The sequence below is a fragment of the Anoxybacillus sp. TBDG-1 genome, from assembly GCF_054815885.1.
Genome location: NZ_JBTZSY010000018.1, coordinates 17087 through 40426, shown reverse-complemented (window position 1 = coordinate 40426; position 23340 = coordinate 17087). Strand labels below are relative to the sequence as shown.

Genomic DNA, 23340 nt, shown 5'->3' with positions numbered 1-23340 from the left:
ATATAAGGTTTATGAAGGACCTTGAAAAAGCTGTTAATGGAGAGTATAGTGCGATTCATTGTTATGCAACATTAGCTAATTTGGCAACAGAAGAAAATATCAGAAAACAAATGCTTGAAATTCGACAGGATGAAATGAAACATTTCCAACAGTTCGAGTATATTTATATGAGTTTGACCGAAAGACGTCCTCAACAGAAGATGATTGAAAGATGCCCAAATGATTATAAAAGCGGACTAGAATTGGCGTTGCAAGACAAACAACAAACAAACCGTCGATTTTTATTTAGAAATGGCAGATCGTTTGGTTTTTATACTATTTTTCCAAAACTTGAATAACAAGAGGGCAGAATAAACCTGCCTTTTTTTCATGTTTACTTTTAAGTTTACATAACATAAATTATAGGAAGTTAATCGAATTAAATCTCATAAAATAAGTAAACTTATATTTTTGAGACAGAAGAAAAAATATAAACCGCAGCTGTTTATGAATTTATCAATATGTTAGCAAACAGCTGCGGTGTATTATGATGAAACAAACACTATATGATCCGTCCTTTCTTATGTCGCTTATGCAATATCCTCATTACAATAGCGAACACCTTTGTATTGAACACGGATCGGGATTTGTTTTTCATGTTCATATTGGCGACATAATTTTTTCGCTTTTATACACGCATCCATCATTCCATCCGCAATAATGACTTCCTCCCATAAGACTGGTTGTTGATGATGTGTGCTAAAAGTAAAAATGTACTGTTTCATACACATCCTCCTTCCTTTTTCTTATTTCTTACTTTATATCCATTTCGTTTATTATTATAATTCAGATCTGTATTACAAGAAAGCTTGAAACTGTTACAACATTGTAAACTTTTACAATACAATTTGTAAATAAAAACAAGCCTAATTGTAAATAAAAACAAGCCTAAGGGTAATCCTTTAGGCTTGTTTACTTTCAACTTATTTGCTAACAGTCATTCGCTCTTTCTCGCGAGTCGGCCAACATTCTACGCCTTTTAGACCTTCAATATCATCAGCATAAAATACAGGGTCTTCGCCACGTTTGCGTTTTGCCATGTAATCATCAAGTGCTTTAAATGCAATACGACCAAGTAAACCGATTGCTACTAAGTTTGTTAACGCCATAAGCGCCATTGCTAAGTCAGCTAAATCCCAAACAATTTGCAAGCTAGCAAGCGCTCCGAAAATAACCATTCCAATTGCTAGTACACGGTAAACGAATAATGCTGTTTTTCCTTTACTAATAAATTCAATGTTTGCTTCACCATAGTAATAACTTCCAATGATCGAACTGAAAGCGAACATGAAAATAGCTGCTGATAAGAAAATACCTGCCCAAGAACCGAAGTGTTCAGAAAGTGCTGCTTGTGTTAATTCAATACCAACAAGTTCACCAGTTTTATACGTATCTGATAATAAGATAATAAATGCAGTTGCACTACATACAAGCAATGTGTCAAAAAACACCCCTAATGCTTGAATAAAACCTTGTTTTGCTGGGTGAGATACAGTTGCGGTTGCTGCTGCGTTTGGCGCACTACCCATACCAGCTTCATTCGAAAACAATCCGCGTTTTACACCCATCATAATTGCGGCACCCATACCGCCACCTACAACTTGCTCTAAACCAAAGGCACTTTTGAAAATTAAAGCAATAACTGCTGGGATTTCAGTAATGTTTGTTACCATAACATACAACGCTAAACCAATATAGAAAAATGCCATGATCGGAACAATAATTTCGGAGAAACGAGCAATGCGCGTAACTCCACCAAAAATAATCACGGCTGCTAATGCCGCTAAAACGAAAGCGGTTACATAAGGGTTCAAGCTAAATGAGTTTTTAAATGCTGTGGCAATCGTATTACTTTGTACAGCGTTAAATGTTAACCCAAAGCTAGCGATAATTGTGAAAGCAAAAATCGTGCTCATCCAACGCGCGCCCAATTGTTTTTCCATATAATATCCTGGGCCACCTTTAAAACCAACATCGCTTTTTACTTTAAAGATTTGTGCTAATGTACTTTCAACAAACGCGCTCGCCCCACCTAAAATCGCAACAAGCCACATCCAAAATACCGCTCCCGGGCCACCGATTGCTAACGCCATGGCAACCCCCGCAACGTTACCTGTTCCGATACGTGTAGCGGCACCAATGAAAAATGCTTGAAGTGAAGAAATTTCTTTTTTTCCTTTTCCTTCAGGAGATTTTTCTTTTAAAACTCGAAACATTTCTCCAATCAAACGAATTTGCGCAAATTTTGTTCCGATCGTAAAGTACAAACCGAGACCAAGCAACAATCCGATAATAACATAAGACCAAAGAATGTTGTTTAAAAATCCGACTACTTGATTAATGAACTCCATACACTTCCTCCTTAAAAATAAATAATTAAGATAATTAGTAAGATTATTAATCTTGCAATAGTATTATCTGAAAATTAGAATTATGCGTCAATAGTAAAAAATAGAAAAGTGTAGACAATTTACAGCGTTAAAGGAACAAAATTGAAATTAAATTATTGTAATATACTATTTGAAAAACAAATATAGTGATTATTATTTCATTTTTTACATACTATTCAAACAAAATCTTTTTACAAAAAAATTTTTGTTAACAAATTTTTTTTTGTGATTAACATAAAAACACCCAGTGAAATAGCGGGTGTTTTTTACAATTTGTATAACAATAACTTTCTTAGTAGCGGAGCTAAAAATGTTGGTAATTGCTCTACGTTTGGAACGAGTACATTATAGTGCCCATATATATTTTCAATTGTTTTTTGTTGGCTTTCCGTAATCACTCCGTTAGCTAAAAACACATTTACTACCTCAATCCCTAATTTTCTCGCTTCCATCACCGCTTCATGTGTATCTACAATTCCGTTTTGATCATACCCAAAAGCAGCTGGTTCTCCATCAGAAAAAACAAGTAAAAATTTTTGTTTTTCATTTTTTTTCTGTAGCTCTTGTGTCATTAATCGAATGGCCAAACCATCACGGTTATCTTCTCGAGGCTCTAGTTGCATAATTTTTGCTCCATGATTTTTTCTTAGAGAATCATCAAAATCAATAACAGTTTGAAAATAGTTAGGTTGATAAGACGCTGTCGCTTCGTTCGTATCCTCCCAAAAACCAACAATTTTATGTGGAACGCGAAGTGCTTTAAGAGATTCGTGAAATAAAACAATCCCTCTTTTTGTTTCTTCCATTTTGTCATACATCGAGGCAGAACAATCGACAAGCAAAACAAAAACAGCATCTAACAACGGAGATGTTTCGTGTTTTTTATAAAATAAACGCGGATGTTCCTCCGTAAAAAAGCGTAGTAGCTTTTTATTTAAACGCCCTGCATGTAAATCCGTACGGGGGTGTATTTTTTTATGTTCTAGCACTTTTTCAATTGTTTGCGTCAATTTTTTTTGATACGGTCTGATAACTTCACGGTCACATTCATACTGTTTAATTTGCTCGATTGTCGGTAGTAAGGCGTCCACAAATATCGGCTTAACATAACGATTTTCTTTTCCGTATTCGTGCTCTGAACGCCCAAAAAGTCCTTGGCACTGCTCTTGTTGCCCTAGATGTGTATAATCATTACGTGTCGTTTTTTGTGACGAACCATGTACAATTCCAAGTGCTTGATCTCCCGCTTCTCCTTGCCGAACCCCTTCCCCGAGTAAATCTGTCTGGGAACCTTGTTCGAGATCAAACTGTAAAAAACTATTCGTCATATCGCTCGTTTCACGATGCCATGTATACACCATTTCTTGAAAAATATTTTCATCTTCCGACTTTTTATCAAGTACGTCGTGATTTTTCAATGGATCTTTACGACGAATATCCTCTCGATCTTCTTGTTGCTCAACGTAAATATACTCCGGGAGATGAAAATACGTGTTTAGCATATCGGCATCTAACAATTCATCTAACACATCTATTATTGTGAGTACAATACATGCAATGTGGGCGGTCGATTTTGCATCATATACATTTCGTATTTCACGTTCAACAAATGGAAGAGCTGAGCATAAACGTTCAGGGAGAAAAACATCGTGTACGGGTTGTTCCGCTGTTAATAGCAAATATAAATAATTAAACAATGCATCTGTATAAACACTTTTTATCATATTCACATTCCATTGGGTTTCGAAATAATGGCGATATACATGTTTTCGAATAGCAAACGCTTTTTTTGTACCAGGACGTACATACCGACATATATCTTCCAATCGTATATCTTCAAGTAATACAAACAACTGTTTAGCAAAGCTCGGAATAGAATATGCTTTTATTTGATTAAGAAAAAAAAGAATATCTTTATCATTTGTATAATAAAAATTTCCGATCGTTCGCAAAAACACATCACTTTTTAATCCATATACGTACTGCTCTTTCGGGCGATTATCCCAAAAATGACTAACAACAACTTTTTTATGCTGCCGATCAAGATACGACTGGTAGCCGAACTCGAGTTCCATTTGTTCATCTTTTGTTAATGTTTTCACTAAATCAGATAGCTCCATAAACAAAAAAGAGTCCACTTTTTTATCATTAAACATAATAAAACGGTTCATGTAGCCACCCTCATTCATCAAACAATGTTTCAGCTAAGTTGCGCACCGCAGCTTTTTCCCTGTCATCTTCTAATTTCTCGACGATCGCTCGTTCAATGGCACGTCGTGGTGGAATGTACACCGCTAAATCGCAAGCATCAATTAATGCTCGAATCGATGCTGCTTCTTCTGATACGTATCCTTGCTTCACTTGAACAATTAAATCGGCAGACAATGTAACAAAACGATTTAATAATGTTTCATTTGTTAACTTCGTTTGCTGTTGTAAAATACATTTTAATGCCTCCCCTTGAACGTACGGTACATCAATGACAACAAAGCGATTTTTTAACGCTTCATTTAGAGGAACCGTCCCGACATATCCTTCATTAATCGCTGCAATAACACCGAATGTTGGTTTTGCTTTGACGACTTCAGCAGTAAATGGATTTGTAATTATTTTTCGATAATCGAGCACCCCATTTAAAATCGGTAATGTCTCTGGTTTAGCCATATTAATTTCATCAATATACAACAGATGCCCTTTTGTCATCGCTTGAATAACAGGACCTGGAATAAATTCAATCGTCGCTTGCCCATTTGTTTGTTGAATAGTCTTAAAACCAACCATCGCTTCAGCATCTAAATCAATCGAACAATTGATGCTATGCATCGGCTGTCCAAAGAAGGCTGATAACGTTTCTGCTAATTTTGTTTTCCCTGATCCTGTTGGTCCCTTTAACAACACATTTTTTCCTAACGCTAAGGCGATAATTGCGTCATATATAATAGACTCATGAGCGGGTGTGTAAGCAATATATTCAACCTGTTCATTTATTTCATTTTTAAACATCTCTCTTCTTGTTTTAACGATCGTTTCAATTGCTTTAGGAAGTGGGAACGATTGTGTATAAACCATGATGTCATTCCTTTCTATGTTTTCGTACGTACGTATTGTACAAAAAATAAACGAATTTGTACAAATAAAAGAACTGTTTAACATAATATAATTATGTTAACAAATAAATAAAAAAAAGGAGCCACTCGGCATTATCGACTTTTGACGAGTAGCTCAACCGCTTCTTGGATAAGTTTCTCACTTTCTAGTGATCCTGTTTCTACATCTTTGCGGATGCAACGCTCTAAATTAGCACTTACAACAACCGCGATAGCGCGATCAACAGCACTACGAATAGCTGACAACTGAGCAACCACTTCTTTACAATCTTTTTGCTCATCCATCATTTTGAGCACACCACGAACTTGTCCTTCAATTCGTTTTAATCTGTTTTTCACTTGGTTATCGTATGTCATATTTATCAATCTCCTTTTTGTATATACCCTTATCAGTATATTAAATGAAATATGATCCTATTGTCAACTAAAATTATCTTTAATCGCTTTACGAATAAGCGCTTCACAACGATCTAGTTCTGTTTTTAATTGTCTTTTATATAGCTGGGCTTTTTTATATCCTTCCTCAGTGAAACGATAATAAACGACCTCTTGATATTTCATTCCTTCTTTTTTCTTTTTTACTTGTTCTAAAATTCCATCTTCGATTAAATCATGTAACGCTTTGTATACCTCTGAATGATTTGGACGATATCCAAATGGTTGAAACTCTTCACGAAGCACATCTAACAATTTTAATCCATACAATCGTTCTTGTTCAGTTAAAGTAATTAAATATAACTTTAAAAATGCGCGTTGTTTTAATAAAAATCCACTCGGTTTTCTTTTTTCACTCATCCTTTCTCCTCCTTTCACATGACACATTCTTTACTAAAAAGAAAAAATCCTTCTCTATTTCCATTATAATTGAACATTTTTATTTTTATTCAATTTTTATTTAGAACATAGTTTTACTATATAAAATAAATTTTTACAAAAAAAGAAGAAGGTATTCCCTCTTCTTCATTTGAACACGATCGTTTTATTTTCATGAATAATGACACGATCTTCCAAGTGCCACTTTAGTGCACGAACAAGAACAGTTTTTTCGATCATACGTCCGATTCGTTTTAAGTCTTCTACATGATGTTTATGATCGACTCGCTCGACATCTTGTTCAATAATTGGTCCTTCATCTAAATCATCTGTTACATAATGAGAAGTAGCACCGATCAGCTTCACCCCACGTCGATAAGCCTGCTCATATGGCCGAGCGCCAATAAACGCTGGTAAAAACGAGTGATGAATATTAATGATTTGCGCTGGAAACGTCGCAACAAAATGAGGCGATAAAATTTGCATATAACGAGCAAGCACAATAACATCAATATCGTATTCCTTTAACAACTGTATTTGTTGTTCTTCTGCTTTCTGTTTTGTTTCTTTTGTCACAGGTATGTAATAGTACGGAATTCCGAATGACTCGACTATTTCCCTCATGTATTCATGATTGCTGATAACTAGTGCAAAATCTGCAAGTAACTCTCCCGCTTGCCACTCCCATAGTAACTCTAATAAGCAATGCTCTTCTTTGGAAACAAATATGGCCACTTTTTTCATATGCGTATGTAAACTCAACCGCCATTTCATTTCAAACTGTTGCGCTATCGCTGCAAATTTTTCTTCTATCGCCTCTTTTCGTTCCGATATATTCGGAGCGTCGAACTCGATTCGTAAAAAAAATGTACCACCTTCAGGATCTGTCGAATATTGACTCGACTCGACAATATTAGCTCCTTGTTCATACAGAAAAGTGGTAACAGCTGCCACAATTCCTGGTTGATCTGGACATGAAATAAGTAACCGTGCCCGATCTTTATATTTGTCCATAAACTTTTGGACATGTTTTTGTTGAAAATACATTGTAACTCCCCCTAAACAGAAATAAAATAATAGCTTTTATTATAACAAATAAAAAAATAGTCGAGAACATATCCCGACTACTTTTTACTTATTCAATATTTTTCTTGCTCCAAACGCCCCTTTCCACGTAGAAGCAGGCTGTTTAACAGGAGAAGAAAGATACGTATATAATGCGCCCATAAATAATGAACCACCAACGATATTCCCAAGCGTTACAGGTACGATGTTATGGATCATTCCTGACACATGAATCGTATCTGGATGTTGAACAGCTAAAGCAAGTGAGAAAATAACAAAGTTTGCGATCGAGTGTTCATATCCAGAAGCAAAAAAGACAAAAACAATTAAAATCATCGCAAACATTTTGGCGACATCTTCTTTCATTTGCATCGGAATAAAAATAGCTAAACAGACGAGCCAGTTACATAAAATTCCTTTCACAAACAGTTGTATCGTCGTTGCATGCATTTTTTTCAATGCAATCGCAAATAGTAAATGGTCCATTGAGATATCATGAAAAATGCCTGATTGTGCGATTAAAAAGGCAAAGAAAATCGCACCAAGCAAGTTCCCGCTATAACATATTATCCAGTTGAGAAGCGTATCTCCAATCGTTGTTTCTTTTTGAAGCGTACTCACAGTAAAATACATTGTATTCCCTGTAAATAGCTCTGCCCCTCCGTACATAATAAGAACAAGGGCGATACCAAAAAAGATGCCACTTGCTAAATATGTTGCTGGTGAATGTGTCTCATAAAAATATTGACCAACACGGACACAAAGAATAAGGGCAAACCCGATATATACACCCGCTAAAGCAGCACGAATCACGTATTGAAGCGGTGATGTTTGCAAAATGGATCGCTTCTTTAATGCGAGCTCTTTACATGTTTGTAAAGCTTCCATTGTTTTCTCACTTCTCTTTCTTTTTTTGTGATGTTTTTCACAATTATCCTACTCCTCTTCTTTCTGTTTTTCAATACATTTGTGTAAATGTTAAAACAACTGTCAACACTTTATTTTTGTAAACGTTTGCGAATAAAATGGCTATTGCAATTTTTTCACCGATTGTTCTCATCCTTTGCAAACTCATGCACAAATGTATTAATATAAAAAAGGTGCAAAATACATTGTTAGAGGAGGAAGCTATGAATTACATAAAAGAGCAAAACGGACAGCTATGGTTAACAGAAGATGAGCGTGAAAACTTAAAAATTAGTTATCGTATTAAAGAAGTCATTTACTCGGAGCGTTCACCATTTCAACATGTAATGATTTTAGACTCATACGACTTTGGAAGAATGCTTGTGCTTGATGGAGTTGTACAAACAACTTCTATTGATGGACATATTTACAATGAGATGATTACACATGTTCCTCTTTCTCTTCATCCGTCGCCAAAAAAAGTTTTAATCATTGGTGGAGGCGATTGTGGTGCGGCTCGTGAAGTGGCGAAATATGAAGAGGTAGAAGAAATACATCTCGTCGAAATCGATGAGCTTGTTGTTCAAGCATGTAAAGAACATTTACGTGAAGTATCTGGAAATCTTTCCGATCCACGTGTCCAATACGTATATAAAGATGGCGTTCAATTTGTGAAAGATCGATTGAATACGTACGATGTCATTATTATTGACTCGTCTGATCCAATCGGTCCTGCACAAGTATTATTTGAATACGATTTTTACAAAAGTGTACATGAAGCATTAAAAGAAGACGGGATGATGGTTTGTCAAAGCCAATCACCGATTTTTCATATGGACGTATTGAAACAAACATATACAAATATTCGTCATTTATTCCCACACGTTCACGTTTATACAGCTACTGTTCCGACATATCCTGGTGGGCTATGGAGCTTTACTCTCGGAGCAAAACAAGCTATTTCATTTGAGCGCCTTAACACATTTGCGAAACAAACGAAATACGTAAATGCTGATGTATTAAGCCAATGTTTCCGTCTTCCACAATTTATGAAAGAGCATCTTCAATCGTAGTCGGAATGATTCCGACTACGATTGTTGACAAAGGGGCACCTTTATATTATGATACAAAACGTAATGATTACTATTTTCTTTATAAGGAGAGTGCCTATATGCGTGTGAAAGTTGTTTTGCAATGTACAGAAACTGGAGACCGTAACTACATAACAACAAAAAATAAGCGGAACAATCCTGAACGACTTGAATTAAAAAAATATTGCCCACGTTTGAAACGCCACACATTACATCGTGAAACAAAATAATGGGGCTCACTCAAAAGCCCCTTTTTGATGAAATTTCACCGAAGTATGTGAAATAGACCACCACTAAAACCAAAGATTTTAGTGGTGGTCTATTTTTCCATGTTGCTCCAGACAGGAGCATTACTGCTCTTTTGAATCGGCACCATTATTTTTTAATGCAAATGAATGCGTCGTGCAAAATCAACGAATCGAAATTTATCAAGACGATGCCGAGACTCTGTATATTGAAATAAGCTTGCGTCATCTAAATAAACGTAATTTCGCACAACGACAACGTGCGTATATTTCTTTAAATGTAAATACATCCGATCTTCATCTGTGCATTCTTCTACAAAAAACTCTTTTTTTGCAAAGCTAATTTTTAATTGCAGTTCCTTTTCAAGATATTCATAAATGGAACGCTCACATATTTCTTTAGATAAAAACGGAACAAATTTTTTATTAAAAAAGTCTTTATCTAAAATAATGCGTTCACCTTCGATTTCTCGCACGCGCACAACTTTCCAAATATCTTCTCGCGCCGTGACATGAAGATGTTTTTTCAACACTTCATCAGGCTTGATCATGTCAAGCTGCTCAACAATCGTCCGCGATGGCTTTCCAAGCTTTTGTGCCAATTCCTTAAAACTAATCAGCCCAGAAATCGGAAAATCGAATTTACGAACATCTAATACAATTGAGCCTTTTCCTTTAATTTTTTGAATATATCCATGCTCTGAAAGTAAATTAAGCGCTTTACGAATCGTTTCACGTGATGTTTCGTATTGTTCTACGAGCTGATTTTCAGAAGGGATCTTCATCCCCGGTTTAAATATTCCCTCTTCAATTTTTGATAACAAGTCATTGTAAATAGACAAATATTTATTTTCGCTCATCGTTTATCACCGAAAAATATTTTACCATTATTTTTTCAAGTAATAAACAATGGATTCATACGGACGTAACATCATTTTTTTAAAGTCGTTTGGTGAATCATCGTAGTTTGATAATAAAACTTGACTTGTATATTCACTTATATTTATATGTTTTGGCCATTCAAACACCGTTTCTTGTCCGTAAAAATTATTAATTACAACAAGTTTTTCATCGCTTCCGTTGCGAATATATGCAAAAATAGAAGGATGATCTTCTAAAATGAGCTCATAATCCCCTATTGTAATAATATCGTATTGTTTACGCAACTGAATAAGCTTTTGGTAATGATAAAAAATAGACGTCGTGTCTTGCAATGCTCGTTGAACATTAATTTCTCTATAATTTTGTGCGACAGAAATCCAAGGAGTTCCCGTTGTAAAGCCTGCATGCGGCTCATCGCTCCATTGCATCGGTGTTCGCGAATTATCACGTGATTTTCGCTGTAAAATATGCAACACTTCTTGTTCGTTTTTCCCTTGTCCTTTTAGTATACGATACATGTTCAATGACTCTACATCGCGATAGTCATCGATTCGTTCAAATTTCGGGTCTGTCATCCCGATTTCTTCACCTTGATAAATATAAGGTGTTCCTTGCATCATATGAATCGTTGTTGCTAACATTTTTGCAGATTCTTTATGATACTGTCCATCATCACCATAACGAGAGACGATGCGCGGCTGATCATGATTACACCAAAATAAGGCGTTCCAGCCACCGCCTTTATGCATGTTCACTTGCCATTCTGATAAAATCTTTTTTAACTGTAAAAAGTCAAAATCAGCAACTGCCCACTTTTCTCCATTTGGATAATCGACTTTTAAATGATGAAAGTTAAACGTCATATTGAGTTCATGACGATCAGGATTTGTATATAAAATACAATGGTCAATTGTCGTTGATGACATTTCCCCTACTGTCATCATATCGTACTTCGAAAACACTTCTCGATTCATTTCTTGTAAAAATTCATGAATGCGTGGACCGTCTGTATAATATTTTCTACCGTCACCCGGAGGAATAGAGCCGTCATCATCTAAAAAGCGCTGATCTTTTGAAATTAAATTAATCACATCTAAACGGAAGCCGTCGACTCCTTTTTGTAACCAAAAATGCATCATATCGTACACACGCTTGCGTACTTCTTCGTTCTCCCAATTTAAATCTGCTTGTGTAACATCGAACAAATGCAAATAATATTGCCCTGTTTGTTCATCATATTCCCAAGCAGAGCCTCCGAATTTCGATTGCCAATTGTTTGGCTCATCTCTCCAAATATAAAAATGGCGATACGGGTTATTTTTCGATGAACGTGCTTGTTTGAACCACTCATGGTCTGTTGACGTATGATTAACAACAATATCCATAACAATTTTTATATTGCGCTTATGTGCTTCTTCAATAAGTTTTTCAAAATCTTCCATTGTTCCATATGGTTCATAAATACAGTAATAATCACTAATATCATATCCATTATCACGCTGAGGCGATTCATAAATCGGGGTGAGCCAGATGGCATCAACCCCGAGCATCTTTAAATAATCGAGTTTTTCAATAACTCCTTGCAAATCGCCAATTCCGTCACCATTTGTATCTTTGAAACTTTTTGGATAAATTTGATACACGACCGCTGTTTTCCACCATGGATGCATATTACTTACCGCCTTTCGTTTTTGCCAAAATGTATGTCAATGTAAATGGAACGATCAAGACAATCGCCATACCGATGAAAAACGGTACCCACTTGTCAGGGAAAATCGATAAAAATCCAGGGAGTCCACCGACACCAATAGAAGATGCCTGCACTTTGTTGATCGTAATAAAAATTCCCGCAATCGCAGAGCCAATTAAAGCTGAAATAAACGGATAACGGAATCGTAAATTGACACCAAACATCGCTGGTTCTGTAATGCCTAAATAAGCAGATACAGCTGATGTAAACGATAAGCCTTTTAACTTTTCATCTTTTGTTGCGAACATCATTGCAAGTGCTGCTGAACCTTGTGCGATGTTTGATAACGCAAGCATTGGCCATAAAAATGTCCCACCTGTACTACCGATCAGTTGTAAGTCTACGGCTAAAAACGTATGGTGCATTCCTGTGACAACGAGAACAGCGTATAATCCTCCGTATACAAGTCCACCTAACGCAGCAAAACGGTCAAATAGTGCGACAAGACTATCTGTTAAAGCATTCGCAATCCCGAACGTCACAGGACCAATTGCGATGAAAGAAACAAATCCTGTCACAAGTAAAGCGATTGGCGCAACAAGCAACAATTGAAATGCTTCTGGAATACGTTTTTTCAAAAATAGTTCTAATTTCGCCAAGACATATGATGAAATTAAAATAGGTAATACTTGACCTTGATAACCAATTTTTTGAACGTCAAACCCGAATAAATTCCAATATGGCACAGTTCCTTCCTGAACAGCAGAAGCGTATGCCCATGCATTTAATAATGCTGGGTGAACGAGCATCAATCCGAGTACAATTCCAAGTAACTCGCTTCCACCAAATTTTTTAACCGCTGACCACCCGATTAATCCTGGTAAAAAGACGAACGCTGTGTTGGCAATTAAGTTAATCATATCAGCAACATCGCGCCACTGTTTATGAACATCAACAATTGATTTTCCTTCATAAAAAATTCCTGGGCCTGTTAAAATGTTGTTAATCCCCATCAATAAACCGGCTGTGACGATGGCAGGTAAAATCGGAATAAAAATATCAGCTAACGTTTTAATTGCCCGTTGTAGCGGATTTAATTTTTTTTCTGCAGCGTCTTTAATATCTTGTTTCGTTGCCCGACCAATCTCGGTCATTTCAATCATTTCGTTATACACTTTATCAACTAGTCCTTGTCCGATCACGACCTGAAACTGACCGTTTACTGAAAATGAACCTTTAACAATATCAATGTTTTCTAGCGCTTCTTTATTCACTTTTCCTTCATCTTTCAACGCAAAACGAAGACGTGTCACACAATGTGTAGCAGCAATAATATTTTCTTTTCCACCAACTGCTTGGACAATTTGCTCAACAGATTGTCGCATCATTTATTCCTCCTTAGTTAAAACGTTTGCAATGGATTTTAAAAAACTTGTATATACAAGCTTACTTGTTGTTTTTATTTTAACTTGTATATACAAGTTAGTCAACCGCTTTCAAACAATTTTCAAAGAAAAAAGATGCCCATGTGGACATCTTTTTTCCCATTTAATTTTAATTACTTTCTCTTTTTCGTGCATACATCGCTGCATGTCTCTTAATTTCACCAATTAATCGCATTTCTTCTTGCTTAGAAATGTCTAATGAAAGACCATATTGAAAGTCATTGGCGTATGTTTTTTTCCAAATCACAATGCCTCGAACGGTTATTGGTTGATCAACAATCGTAAACTGTAACTCCACTTCGAGTTCACCTTTTGTGGAGTCAATTGGTAAATTCAAGTTAGTTTCCATTCGAATACCGCGCGGACTAATATCGTGAATTTCAGCCGCTCCTTTATCCGTTTCCACTTCCCGTTCTCCAATGCGTGTAATACGGAACGTGCACGGGATCGGTTGACCAAATTGATATCGGAAAGGTTCTTGTCGTTTAAATCTCATCATAAGTCCCCCACATAAAAGCTATACCTTTTTCAATATAATTGAAATCATAAATGAATGCAAGGGAATTATGACCATTTCACCCACGTATCCGTAACGTTACCAACTTCATCATAATCAAGTACGTATGTCACATTGCCATATCGATCGCTTAATCGTAGTTCGTCAACATTGACTTCTTCAATTATCCCTTTCCCTGTTTTTAAAACAACACGTCCATGTGAAAGAAAATGACAGCTTACTACTCGATGTGGATTTGTTTTCACTTCTTTAACGAGAAGTTGCCCACGTTTTGCACGTGTAGATTGCTCGATCTCTGTTCGTGCTATTTTTTTCACTGCTCCACGTTTTGTCACAAGAACAACGTTTTCTTCTGTCGCTTGTTGACCAGAAATGACGCAGTCTCCTTCTTTTAGATGAATTCCTTTCACTCCTGTCGCTCGAACACCAACTTCCCCGATTTCTTCTTCTTGGAACAATAAGCCGTATCCGTATTGTGTGACCAAGAATATGTATCCACTTCCGTCTGTCCAATACGCGTTCACAACTTCATCATCCTCTTTCAATCGCATAGCTACAAGCGGCTTAGAGTAGCGTTGCGCTTTATAATGAACGAGACTTGTTTTTTTCACTAATCCTTGTTTTGTAATAAATAATAAATATCCATTTGAAAAATCTACAATCGGGATGGCGCTAATTAGTTGCTCGTCACGATCAAGCGGGATTATATTAGAGATGTGCTGACCGAGATCTTTCCAACGAATGTCAGGAAGTTCATAAACAGGACAATGCAAATAATTTCCTTTATTCGTAAACAATAATAACGTATGTGTTGTATTCATCTCAAACATCCCGAGTAACCTATCTCCCTCTTTCAGACCAATATCTTGTCCGTTAGAGGCGCCGTAAGAGCGAAAACTTGTTCGTTTGATATACCCATCTTTTGTAACCGTGACGATCACATCTTCCTCTGGAATCACAACGTTCATTTCGATTTTAATTTCTTCTATTTCTTCTTCAATGATCGTTCTTCGTTCATCGGCATACGTTTTTTTCATTTTTCTTAAATCGGCTTTAATCACAGATAATAGCTTTTTCTCACTTTCTAAAATGGATGTTAATTGCTCAATTCTATCATGGAGTGCATTTGCTTCTTCACGCAAATCATCAATATCTGTATTCGTCAAGCGATATAATTGCAATGTGACAATCGCCTCCGCTTGAGGTTCTGTAAAACCATATCGATTCATCAAATTCGTTTTGGCATCTTTTTTATCTTGCGAAGCGCGAATCGTTGCGATAATTTCATCTAAAATGGATACAGCTTTCATTAATCCCTCTACAATATGAGCACGTTCCTTTGCTTTACGCAATTCATAACGCGAACGATTCGCAACAACTTCTTTTTGATGTTCAATATACGCATCTAATAGTTGTGGTAAACTTAATAACTTTGGGCGACGCTCATGAATAGCAACCATGTTAAAATTGTACGTGATCTGCAAATCTGTGTTTTTATATAAATAGTTTAAAATGCCCTCTGCATTCCCGTCTTTTCTCACTTCAATGACAATACGTAACCCCGTGCGATCCGTTTCGTCACGCACATCCATAATTCCGTCTAACTTTTTTTCAAGCCGCAATTCATCAATTTTTTTAACTAAATTAGCTTTATTGACTTCGTAAGGAATTTCTGTAATAACAATTGCTTGTTTACCGCCTTTTCCTTGCTCGACCGTTGCTTTACCACGGATAATGATTTTGCCTCTTCCTGTTTCGTAGGCGGCTTTAATCCCTTCTTTTCCTTGGATGATGCCGCCTGTTGGAAAATCTGGTCCTTTTAATACAGTCATTAAATCATCGACCGTACAAGTCGGATGATCGATACGCATAATAACAGCATCGATTACTTCTCCTAAGTGATGCGGTGGAATTTCTGTCGCGTAACCAGCTGAAATGCCTGTTGAACCATTGACAAGCAAATTCGGAAACATCGCTGGCAACACAATCGGCTCTTTGCTTGTATCATCGAAGTTTGGTACAAACTCTACTGTTTCCTTATCGATGTCGCGCAACAACTCCGATGCAATGGCAGATAATCTAGCTTCTGTATAACGCATCGCTGCTGGTGGATCCCCATCAATACTTCCGTTATTCCCATGCATTTCAATGAGCACGTTCCTTACTTTCCATTCTTGACTCATGCGAACCATCGCTTCATATACAGAAGAATCACCATGTGGGTGGAAATTACCAATGACATTTCCGACGGTTTTGGCTGATTTGCGAAACGGTTTGTCGTACGTATTCCCATCTACATACATTGCATATAAAATGCGACGTTGCACCGGTTTCAATCCATCACGCACATCTGGCAGAGCACGTTCTTGAATAATATATTTACTATATCGACCAAATCGGTCTCCTAACACATCTTCAAACGGTAAATCTAATACACGTTCCACGTCCTTATTCCCCCTCTGCTGTCATCACATGATCGTTTTCTAAAATGTTCATGTCTTCCGCTAAACCAAATTGTACATTGGACTCAATCCATTTTCTTCTCGGCTCCACTTTATCACCCATTAATGTTGTTACACGACGTTCAGCACGTGCTGCATCATCAATACGAACACGAATAAGCGTCCGCGTTTCAGGATTCATTGTCGTCTCCCATAATTGATCTGCATTCATTTCACCAAGTCCTTTATACCGCTGAATCGTATATCCTTTTCCGATCTTTTTTAAAATCGATTGTAGCTGTTCATCTGTCCACGCATATTCAACCACTTCTTTTTTGCCGATTTTTTTACTTACTTTATAAAGTGGGGGAAGAGCGATAAACACTTTACCAGCTTCAATGAGCGGTCGCATATAACGATAAAAAAAGGTTAACAACAACACTTGAATGTGTGCCCCATCTGTATCTGCATCAGTCATAATAATCACTTTATCATAATGAATATCGTCAAGCGAAAAATCAACTCCAACACCGCCACCGATCGCATGAATGATTGTATTAATTTCCTCATTTTTAAAAATGTCAGCAAGTTTCGCTTTCTCTGTATTAATCACTTTCCCGCGAAGAGGCAATACTGCTTGAAAACGGCGATCACGCCCTTGTTTCGCAGATCCACCAGCTGAATCTCCTTCAACTAAATACAACTCATTTTTTTGTGGATTTCGTGTTTGGGCAGGGGTTAATTTTCCACTTAATACATGTTCTTTTCCTTTTCGTTTTTTTCCGGATCGTGCTTCTTCCCGTGCTTTCCGAGCTGCTTCGCGCGCTTGAAAAGCACGAATCGCCTTTTTAATTAACATCGTGGCAACATCTGGATTTTCATTTAAAAAGTACGTTAGTTTCTCGCTAACGACCGCTTCAACGGCCGAACGAGCCTCAGGCGTTCCTAGTTTTCCTTTCGTTTGTCCCTCAAATTGCAAGAGAGCTTCAGGAATACGAACGGATATAACGGCAGATAATCCTTCACGAATGTCTGTTCCTTCTAAGTTTTTATCTCTTTCTTTCAATAAGCCTACCTTTCGTGCATATTCATTAAAGACGCGAGTCATCGCTGTTTTGGCTCCAATTTCATGCGTCCCTCCATCTTTCGTTCGAACATGGTTAACAAACGAAAGCATGTTTTCCGCATATCCGTCATGAAATTGGAAGGCAAACTCCACTTCAATATCACTTTGCTCACCAGTAAAAAATACGACAGGATGCAAAACATCTTTTTCCTCGTTTAAATATTGTACAAATGCCTCGATGCCGCTTTCGTAATAAAACGTATCGCGTAAGCCTGTTCGTTCATCGTATAATTCAATTTTTAAGCCTTTTAATAAAAATGCAGATTCTCTCAATCGTTCGCTAATCGTTTCATAATGAAACGTCGTCGTACTAAAAATCGTTGGATCCGGTTTAAATCGAATCGTTGTTCCTGTTTGTTTTGTTACCCCGATTTTCTCAAGTGTAGTCACAGGTTTTCCACCGTGTTCAAATCGTTGGTAATATATGTATCCATCGCGTTGAATTGTCACTTCTAGCCACTCAGACAAAGCGTTAACGACAGAAGCGCCTACACCATGCAACCCACCACTCGTTTTATATCCACCTTTACCAAATTTTCCTCCAGCGTGTAATACTGTCAAAATAACCTCTGGAGTCGGTTTTCCTAACTTATGCATGCCTGTAGGCATACCACGTCCTTCATCTTGTACGCTAATGCTTTGGTCATTATGTATCGTTACAATAATACGCTTTCCATATCCAGCAAGCGCCTCGTCAACTGCATTGTCTACAATTTCATATACAAGATGATGCAAACCGCGGCTATCTGTGCTCCCAATATACATGCCTGGTCGTTTACGAACCGCCTCTAATCCTTCTAATACTTGAATTGTATCTTCGTTATATGTAAGAAGTTGCTGATCTGTCACAATCATTCCCCTTTCACAACAAGAACATTTGTTTCTATTTTTTTGACTTTCTCTATTTTAACATACATTCGAAAAACGTCCAACGTCATGAAGAAAAAGAACGACCATTGCAAAAAGAATGGTCGTTTTTACCGTGTGAGCGCATGTTCTACTTTGATGCAGCGATCCATCACAACCGTATACCCTTTTTCTGTTAAGTCACGGTACACTTCTTCATCGTACACACCTAATTGCGCCCAAAACACATCTGCATCCATTTGGACAAACTGTTCAGCGATTTCACGTAAATGTTCGGAGCGACGGAACACATTAACAATATCTACATGACCTTCAATATCTGTTAATGTCGCGACGGCTCGGATACCTTCCCATTCTTTAATAAGCGGGTTGACCGGAATAATTTCATACCCTGCTTCTTTCATCGCTTTTGCAACCATATAAGATGTACGATTCGGATGATCTGACAACCCCACCACAGCAATGCGTTTTGCTTTGTTTAAAATTTGTTTGATTTGTTCACGACTCGGACCCATATCATCTACCTCCCATGATAAACTAGTATTTCTTCATATAAAAAAATAATCCTGCCTTCATTTTTTAAAAAAGCATGTTACAATAAAAACATGACCTTGATAGAGGAAATATGAATGAAGTAGAGGGGGCTCATAATGTCCATTTTGCTTATGATCATCGGTTATTTACTTGGTTCAATTCCGTCCGCGTTACTTGTCGGAAAAATTGGGTACGGAATTGACATACGTGAACATGGGAGCGGCAATTTAGGCGGAACAAATACGTTTCGCGTACTCGGTGTAAAAGCAGGATTAATTGTGACAATTGCAGATATTTTAAAAGGGACGTTAGCCGCCAGCTTACCTGTATTGTTTTCTGTAGATATTCACCCACTTATTACAGGGATGTTTGCTGTCGTTGGTCATACATATCCGGTGTTTGCTCAATTTCGCGGTGGAAAAGCAGTTGCTACATCTGGCGGAGTATTGTTATTTTATTCACCCGTTCTCTTTATGACGATGTTAGCTGTCTTTTTTCTCATTCTATATATATCAAAATACGTCTCGCTTTCATCCATGTTAACAGGCGTGTATGCGACCGCTTATGCATTTGTATGGACCAATGATGTTCCTTTGCGCATTGTCGTCATATTATTAACGCTTTTTGTATTTTATCGCCACCGAGCGAATATTAAACGTATTTTAAACAAAACAGAACCGAAAGTGAAGTGGTTATAGTGACTACATGTCATTTACCAAAAGAATTTGTAACGAAAATGAATGCTTTGCTTCAACATGAAGCGGAGCGTTTTTTTGCGACATACAATGAAGAAAAAGTCAATGGTTTACGGGTCAATTCGTTGAAAGTATCACCATCGACATTTTTAAACATAATCCCATGGGAACTTGAACCGATCCCTTTTTGTCCTACAGGATTTTATTATGACAACGCTCAGCCTGGGAAACATCCGTATCATGCTGCTGGGTTGTACTACCTTCAAGAACCAAGTGCCATGTTTGTAGCCGAAGCGCTTGCCCCATCTCCAGGAGAGCGAGTACTTGATTTATGTGCAGCACCAGGGGGGAAAACAACACAGTTAGCTGCCTTAATGAATAACGAAGGATTTTTATTGGCAAACGAAATTCATCCAAAACGTGTTAAAGCTTTATCTGAAAATATTGAGCGACTCGGAATTACAAATGCTGTGGTTACAAATGAAACTCCTAAAAAACTATCGGAAACGTTTGAAGGTTTTTTTGATAAAATTTTAGTTGACGCCCCATGTTCAGGGGAAGGTATGTTTCGAAAAGACGAGGAAGCGATCAAATTTTGGAGTTTAGAACACGTTCAAAAGTGTGCACAAACACAACGACACATTTTATCATGTGCTTATAAGATGTTAAATGAAGGAGGCACGCTCGTTTATTCGACATGCACATTTTCCCCAGAAGAAAATGAACAAATAATTGACTGGTTTTTAACGACTTATGATGATATGGAACTCATTCCAATTGAAAAAGAACACGGGATTCAACCAGGTGTGACACATTGGACAAACACACACAATGAACAAATCGTACATACAGCAAGGCTCTGGCCTCATCATCTCCGAGGAGAAGGGCATTTCGTTGCGAAAATGCGCAAACGGGGTAGCGGCAACCGTTGGAATGGAAAAATGGCCGCATGTAACGTCTCTAAAGCGATGTGGCGCGATTATGAAACGTTTATGAATAATATCATCCAAACAACAACAAAAGGAACGATGTATGCGTTTGGCACACATTTATTTGCCCTCCCACATTCATGCCCTCGCTTAGACGGCTTAAAAGTTGTTCGTCCTGGTCTTCATATCGGAGAATGGAAAAAAAATCGCTTTGAACCAAACCACGCATTAGCAATGGCATTAACAAAAAAACAAGTACAAGCGCATTTGTCTCTGACGTTTGAAGAAAGCCTTCGATATATGAAAGGAGAAACATTACAGACGAATAACGATCGTGGATGGATATTAGTCACCATCGATGGGTATCCACTTGGTTGGGGCAAAGAAGTCAAAGGGGTTGTAAAAAACTTTTATCCTAAAGGATTGCGAATCAAATAGGGGCTGACCCAAAAGGAGGGTAATGCCCCTATTTGAGGTGAAATGGAAGAATAGAACACCAGTGAAAACCCAGTAAAATCAAGTGTCTCAGAGGTGATCTATTTCACATACTTAGGTTAAATTTTATCAAAAAAGGGGGGTCTTGGGTCACCCTCTTTTATTTTGTTATAGTGACTGTAAAGGTGAGGAGATCATTTTTATTTAAATCGAACGTTTTTGCCTTTAACACGAATCCTTCTTTTATGCGAATGTTACTTACAACAATATAAATGCGCTCGTGTTTCGCATCGATTTCCACCCAATTTGGCAATGAAGCATGTTTATTAATATACGTTAACACATATGGCACAGGTAAACGAAGTTGTCCAAACGTCATCGTCGGGTGGGCAAGTACAACGTGTCCGTTTTCATCCACTGTTGGATCAAATGCCATTGTCAAATCGACTGGCTTTCCGAATACCGGAATGGCGCTTGTTATATACAAACGATCAGCTAATTGAACACTATAAGACAAGCTCCCTTTTTTTCCATGCTTCTGAATATAGTCGTTCACTAACGTATTTAAATGTTGTTTTGATGTTTGAACAATAAATGTCGGGCCTTCCACACGGACGTTCGGAATATGTGGGGAAGATGATGATTGAAACATATAAAAAAATAATAACGCCATTACTAAACTATTTACTCCTAATAATCCAAGAAACAATACTTTCCACTTCACTATTTATTCTCCTATCCATTCGTGTTGTTGTAAATATTCATATATACGTTGTGCAATTAGCTCATAGCCACGTGTGTTTGGATGAAATTGATCGTCATACAATATATCGTCACGCCCTTCAAACAAATCGACAATAGGTACAAACAGCGCATAATCATAACGGGAAAGCACTTTTTCACTCCCTTCGTTCCACATGTGTATGACCTCATCCATTTCTGATATATTCGGAAAAGCCTCAGAAAACGGGTTGTATAACCCGACGAGTACAATATAAGCATCTGGATTTATATAGCGAAGCAGTTGCAGTTGCTCATCAAGTCGAAACGCAAACGCCTGTTGTTCTTTCACAAACAACTCGTATGTTAAGGATAAAAAATGTGAACGAACAACTTTCATAACATCATTTCCGCCAATTGTGATCAAAATAAGATCTGCTTTTCCAATGACCGATTCATTTTTCATAATGATATTTGTTAGTTGTTCACTACGTAACCCTCGCTTACCAAAGTTTTGCACGAACACTTCACTTACATCTTCACGTTGTTCTAAATATCGCTTGACTAATTTGACATAGCCGCCTTTACCATCCCCTACCCCTTCCGTTAACGAATCACCTAACGCTACAACATGTAAATCGCGTGGCTTTATTTGCTCCTGTTCATTTTCTTGCATGGTCGTTGGGGCAGTAGTTGTAGAGGAACATCCGACTAAACATACACAAAGAAATAGAAGAAGCAACCTGTTCAATGGGATCCCCCTCTCTATAAAAGAAAAGACAAAAATGACAGGGTCATCATTTTTGTCTGTATCATGTTATTTTTGTAACATGTCAATATGTTTTAAAATCTCTTCAAAAGGCACATCATTTAGACCGCTATAGTATTTTACAATTGTCCCGTTTTGATCAACAAGATAAAAATCTGTGCCGTGGATGACTTGATCTCCTTCTTGTGGCTTTTTCACAACTGCTTTAAAGTTTTTTTGAGCAAAACGTTCAATTTCTTGTTGTGTGTATCCTGTAAGTAGATGCCAACGACTCGTATCTCCTTGAAACTTCTCAACATATGCCTTTAATGCATCCGGCGTATCGTTTTCAGGATCGACACTAAACGAAACAAAATGAACGTCTAACCCTTTTTCTTTTGACATTTTTTGTAATTTCGCCATATTTGCCGTCATTGGAGGACAAACGTCAGCGCAGCGCGTAAAAATAAAATCAGCCACCCATACTTTTCCTTTCAAATCAGTTAGACCAAATGTTTGACCATTTTGATCAGTAAATGCAAAATCTTCAATTGGCCAATTTTTTGCATCTGGAATCGATTGTTGGCAAGCAACAAGCAAAGATAATAGTACAACAAACAACGATAAACGTATTCGTCTCACCTTTTCGCTCCTC

General features: G+C 37.3%; 22 protein-coding genes and 1 pseudogene. 5 read left to right on the top strand and 18 right to left on the bottom strand.

Annotated elements, in window-relative coordinates; translation table 11 throughout:
- Positions 1-11: 11 nt before the first annotated feature.
- Positions 12-300 (top strand): annotated as a pseudogene (locus tag ACYQY7_RS07340) (ferritin-like domain-containing protein); the annotation flags it as partial.
- 269 nt (positions 301-569) lie between these two features.
- Here the strand turns inward: ACYQY7_RS07340 and ACYQY7_RS07335 are convergent.
- The 8 genes from ACYQY7_RS07335 to ACYQY7_RS07300 form a co-directional block, all read right to left on the bottom strand.
- On the bottom strand, positions 570-764 hold the full coding sequence (locus ACYQY7_RS07335) for a hypothetical protein (protein ID WP_461201424.1): 195 nt from the start codon (positions 762-764) through the stop codon (positions 570-572).
- 198 nt (positions 765-962) lie between these two features.
- A complete protein-coding gene (locus ACYQY7_RS07330; protein ID WP_461201423.1) occupies positions 963-2390 on the bottom strand; it encodes an alanine/glycine:cation symporter family protein in 1428 nt (475 codons plus the stop codon).
- Positions 2391-2695: 305 nt separating this feature from the next.
- Positions 2696-4600, bottom strand: coding sequence for a vWA domain-containing protein (locus ACYQY7_RS07325; protein ID WP_461201422.1), 1905 nt, complete (start codon positions 4598-4600; stop codon positions 2696-2698).
- 10 nt (positions 4601-4610) lie between these two features.
- Complete coding sequence (locus ACYQY7_RS07320; RefSeq protein ID WP_461201433.1) at positions 4611-5432, bottom strand: AAA family ATPase; 822 nt, start codon at positions 5430-5432, stop codon at positions 4611-4613.
- Between the two features lie 197 nt (positions 5433-5629).
- A complete protein-coding gene (locus ACYQY7_RS07315) occupies positions 5630-5893 on the bottom strand; it encodes a metal-sensitive transcriptional regulator (RefSeq protein ID WP_043966402.1) in 264 nt (87 codons plus the stop codon).
- Positions 5894-5956: 63 nt separating this feature from the next.
- A complete protein-coding gene (locus ACYQY7_RS07310) occupies positions 5957-6331 on the bottom strand; it encodes a helix-turn-helix transcriptional regulator (RefSeq protein WP_003397201.1) in 375 nt (124 codons plus the stop codon).
- Positions 6332-6496: 165 nt separating this feature from the next.
- Positions 6497-7396, bottom strand: a complete 900-nt coding sequence (purU, locus tag ACYQY7_RS07305) for a formyltetrahydrofolate deformylase (protein ID WP_461201421.1) — start codon at positions 7394-7396, stop codon at positions 6497-6499.
- Between the two features lie 84 nt (positions 7397-7480).
- Positions 7481-8302, bottom strand: a complete 822-nt coding sequence (locus tag ACYQY7_RS07300) for a formate/nitrite transporter family protein (protein WP_461201420.1) — start codon at positions 8300-8302, stop codon at positions 7481-7483.
- A 242-nt stretch (positions 8303-8544) separates the two neighbouring features.
- Between ACYQY7_RS07300 and speE the strand changes: the two genes are divergently transcribed.
- Together speE and rpmG are read left to right on the top strand one after the other, a co-directional pair.
- Positions 8545-9393, top strand: coding sequence for a polyamine aminopropyltransferase (gene speE / locus ACYQY7_RS07295; RefSeq protein WP_461201419.1), 849 nt, complete (start codon positions 8545-8547; stop codon positions 9391-9393).
- Positions 9394-9491: 98 nt separating this feature from the next.
- Entirely contained in the window at positions 9492-9641 is a 150-nt protein-coding gene (rpmG, locus tag ACYQY7_RS07290) for a 50S ribosomal protein L33 (protein WP_003397205.1), read from the top strand.
- A gap of 152 nt (positions 9642-9793) precedes the next feature.
- On the opposite strand, the gene treR is transcribed toward rpmG, so the two are convergent.
- The 7 genes from treR to ACYQY7_RS07255 all read right to left on the bottom strand — a co-directional run bounded on the left by treR (position 9794) and on the right by ACYQY7_RS07255 (position 19139).
- The gene (treR, locus tag ACYQY7_RS07285) at positions 9794-10516 is read right to left on the bottom strand and encodes a trehalose operon repressor (protein WP_461201418.1); all 723 of its coding nucleotides are present in this window, start codon (positions 10514-10516) and stop codon (positions 9794-9796) included.
- Between the two features lie 27 nt (positions 10517-10543).
- Positions 10544-12208 (bottom strand): alpha,alpha-phosphotrehalase, encoded by a 1665-nt coding sequence (gene treC / locus ACYQY7_RS07280; RefSeq protein WP_461201417.1) that lies wholly within the window; start codon positions 12206-12208, stop codon positions 10544-10546.
- 1 nt (position 12209) lies between these two features.
- Positions 12210-13613 (bottom strand): PTS system trehalose-specific EIIBC component, encoded by a 1404-nt coding sequence (gene treP, locus ACYQY7_RS07275; protein WP_461201416.1) that lies wholly within the window; start codon positions 13611-13613, stop codon positions 12210-12212.
- 169 nt (positions 13614-13782) lie between these two features.
- Positions 13783-14169: a PilZ domain-containing protein gene (locus ACYQY7_RS07270; protein WP_461201415.1), complete on the bottom strand. Its 387-nt coding sequence runs from the start codon at positions 14167-14169 to the stop codon at positions 13783-13785.
- A 68-nt stretch (positions 14170-14237) separates the two neighbouring features.
- The gene (parC, locus tag ACYQY7_RS07265) at positions 14238-16634 is read right to left on the bottom strand and encodes a DNA topoisomerase IV subunit A (RefSeq protein WP_461201414.1); all 2397 of its coding nucleotides are present in this window, start codon (positions 16632-16634) and stop codon (positions 14238-14240) included.
- Positions 16635-16638: 4 nt separating this feature from the next.
- Positions 16639-18612 (bottom strand): DNA topoisomerase IV subunit B, encoded by a 1974-nt coding sequence (parE, locus tag ACYQY7_RS07260; protein ID WP_461201413.1) that lies wholly within the window; start codon positions 18610-18612, stop codon positions 16639-16641.
- A 122-nt stretch (positions 18613-18734) separates the two neighbouring features.
- The gene (locus ACYQY7_RS07255) at positions 18735-19139 is read right to left on the bottom strand and encodes a CoA-binding protein (RefSeq protein ID WP_461201412.1); all 405 of its coding nucleotides are present in this window, start codon (positions 19137-19139) and stop codon (positions 18735-18737) included.
- Between the two features lie 135 nt (positions 19140-19274).
- Between ACYQY7_RS07255 and plsY the strand changes: the two genes are divergently transcribed.
- Both plsY and ACYQY7_RS07245 read left to right on the top strand, forming a co-directional pair.
- On the top strand, positions 19275-19856 hold the full coding sequence (plsY, locus tag ACYQY7_RS07250) for a glycerol-3-phosphate 1-O-acyltransferase PlsY (RefSeq protein WP_461201411.1): 582 nt from the start codon (positions 19275-19277) through the stop codon (positions 19854-19856).
- Positions 19856-21220, top strand: coding sequence for an RsmF rRNA methyltransferase first C-terminal domain-containing protein (locus tag ACYQY7_RS07245; RefSeq protein WP_461201410.1), 1365 nt, complete (start codon positions 19856-19858; stop codon positions 21218-21220). Before plsY ends, ACYQY7_RS07245 begins: the two co-directional genes overlap by 1 nt.
- A 157-nt stretch (positions 21221-21377) precedes the next feature.
- On the opposite strand, the gene ACYQY7_RS07240 is transcribed toward ACYQY7_RS07245, so the two are convergent.
- The 3 genes from ACYQY7_RS07240 to ACYQY7_RS07230 form a co-directional block, all read right to left on the bottom strand.
- Positions 21378-21941 (bottom strand): YpmS family protein, encoded by a 564-nt coding sequence (locus ACYQY7_RS07240; RefSeq protein ID WP_461201409.1) that lies wholly within the window; start codon positions 21939-21941, stop codon positions 21378-21380.
- 3 nt (positions 21942-21944) lie between these two features.
- On the bottom strand, positions 21945-22688 hold the full coding sequence (locus ACYQY7_RS07235; RefSeq protein ID WP_461201408.1) for an SGNH/GDSL hydrolase family protein: 744 nt from the start codon (positions 22686-22688) through the stop codon (positions 21945-21947).
- A 66-nt stretch (positions 22689-22754) separates the two neighbouring features.
- Complete coding sequence (locus ACYQY7_RS07230) at positions 22755-23327, bottom strand: SCO family protein (RefSeq protein ID WP_461201407.1); 573 nt, start codon at positions 23325-23327, stop codon at positions 22755-22757.
- Between the last annotated feature and the right edge of the window lie 13 nt (positions 23328-23340).

Excerpts from the sequence above, each read along its gene's own strand:
- ACYQY7_RS07335 (WP_461201424.1), bottom strand. The coding sequence starts at position 764 with ATGAAACAGTACATTTTTACTTTTAGCACACATCATCAACAACCAGTC.
- ACYQY7_RS07330 (WP_461201423.1), bottom strand. The coding sequence starts at position 2,390 with ATGGAGTTCATTAATCAAGTAGTCGGATTTTTAAACAACATTCTTTGG.
- ACYQY7_RS07325 (WP_461201422.1), bottom strand. The coding sequence starts at position 4,600 with ATGAACCGTTTTATTATGTTTAATGATAAAAAAGTGGACTCTTTTTTG.
- ACYQY7_RS07320 (WP_461201433.1), bottom strand. The coding sequence starts at position 5,432 with ATGTTTAAAAATGAAATAAATGAACAGGTTGAATATATTGCTTACACA.
- ACYQY7_RS07315 (WP_043966402.1), bottom strand. The coding sequence starts at position 5,893 with ATGACATACGATAACCAAGTGAAAAACAGATTAAAACGAATTGAAGGA.
- ACYQY7_RS07310 (WP_003397201.1), bottom strand. The coding sequence starts at position 6,331 with ATGAGTGAAAAAAGAAAACCGAGTGGATTTTTATTAAAACAACGCGCA.
- purU (WP_461201421.1), bottom strand. The coding sequence starts at position 7,396 with ATGTATTTTCAACAAAAACATGTCCAAAAGTTTATGGACAAATATAAA.
- ACYQY7_RS07300 (WP_461201420.1), bottom strand. The coding sequence starts at position 8,302 with ATGGAAGCTTTACAAACATGTAAAGAGCTCGCATTAAAGAAGCGATCC.
- speE (WP_461201419.1), top strand. The coding sequence starts at position 8,545 with ATGAATTACATAAAAGAGCAAAACGGACAGCTATGGTTAACAGAAGAT.
- rpmG (WP_003397205.1), top strand. The coding sequence starts at position 9,492 with ATGCGTGTGAAAGTTGTTTTGCAATGTACAGAAACTGGAGACCGTAAC.
- treR (WP_461201418.1), bottom strand. The coding sequence starts at position 10,516 with ATGAGCGAAAATAAATATTTGTCTATTTACAATGACTTGTTATCAAAA.
- treC (WP_461201417.1), bottom strand. The coding sequence starts at position 12,208 with ATGCATCCATGGTGGAAAACAGCGGTCGTGTATCAAATTTATCCAAAA.
- treP (WP_461201416.1), bottom strand. The coding sequence starts at position 13,613 with ATGCGACAATCTGTTGAGCAAATTGTCCAAGCAGTTGGTGGAAAAGAA.
- ACYQY7_RS07270 (WP_461201415.1), bottom strand. The coding sequence starts at position 14,169 with ATGAGATTTAAACGACAAGAACCTTTCCGATATCAATTTGGTCAACCG.
- parE (WP_461201413.1), bottom strand. The coding sequence starts at position 18,612 with ATGATTGTGACAGATCAGCAACTTCTTACATATAACGAAGATACAATT.
- ACYQY7_RS07255 (WP_461201412.1), bottom strand. The coding sequence starts at position 19,139 with ATGGGTCCGAGTCGTGAACAAATCAAACAAATTTTAAACAAAGCAAAA.
- plsY (WP_461201411.1), top strand. The coding sequence starts at position 19,275 with ATGTCCATTTTGCTTATGATCATCGGTTATTTACTTGGTTCAATTCCG.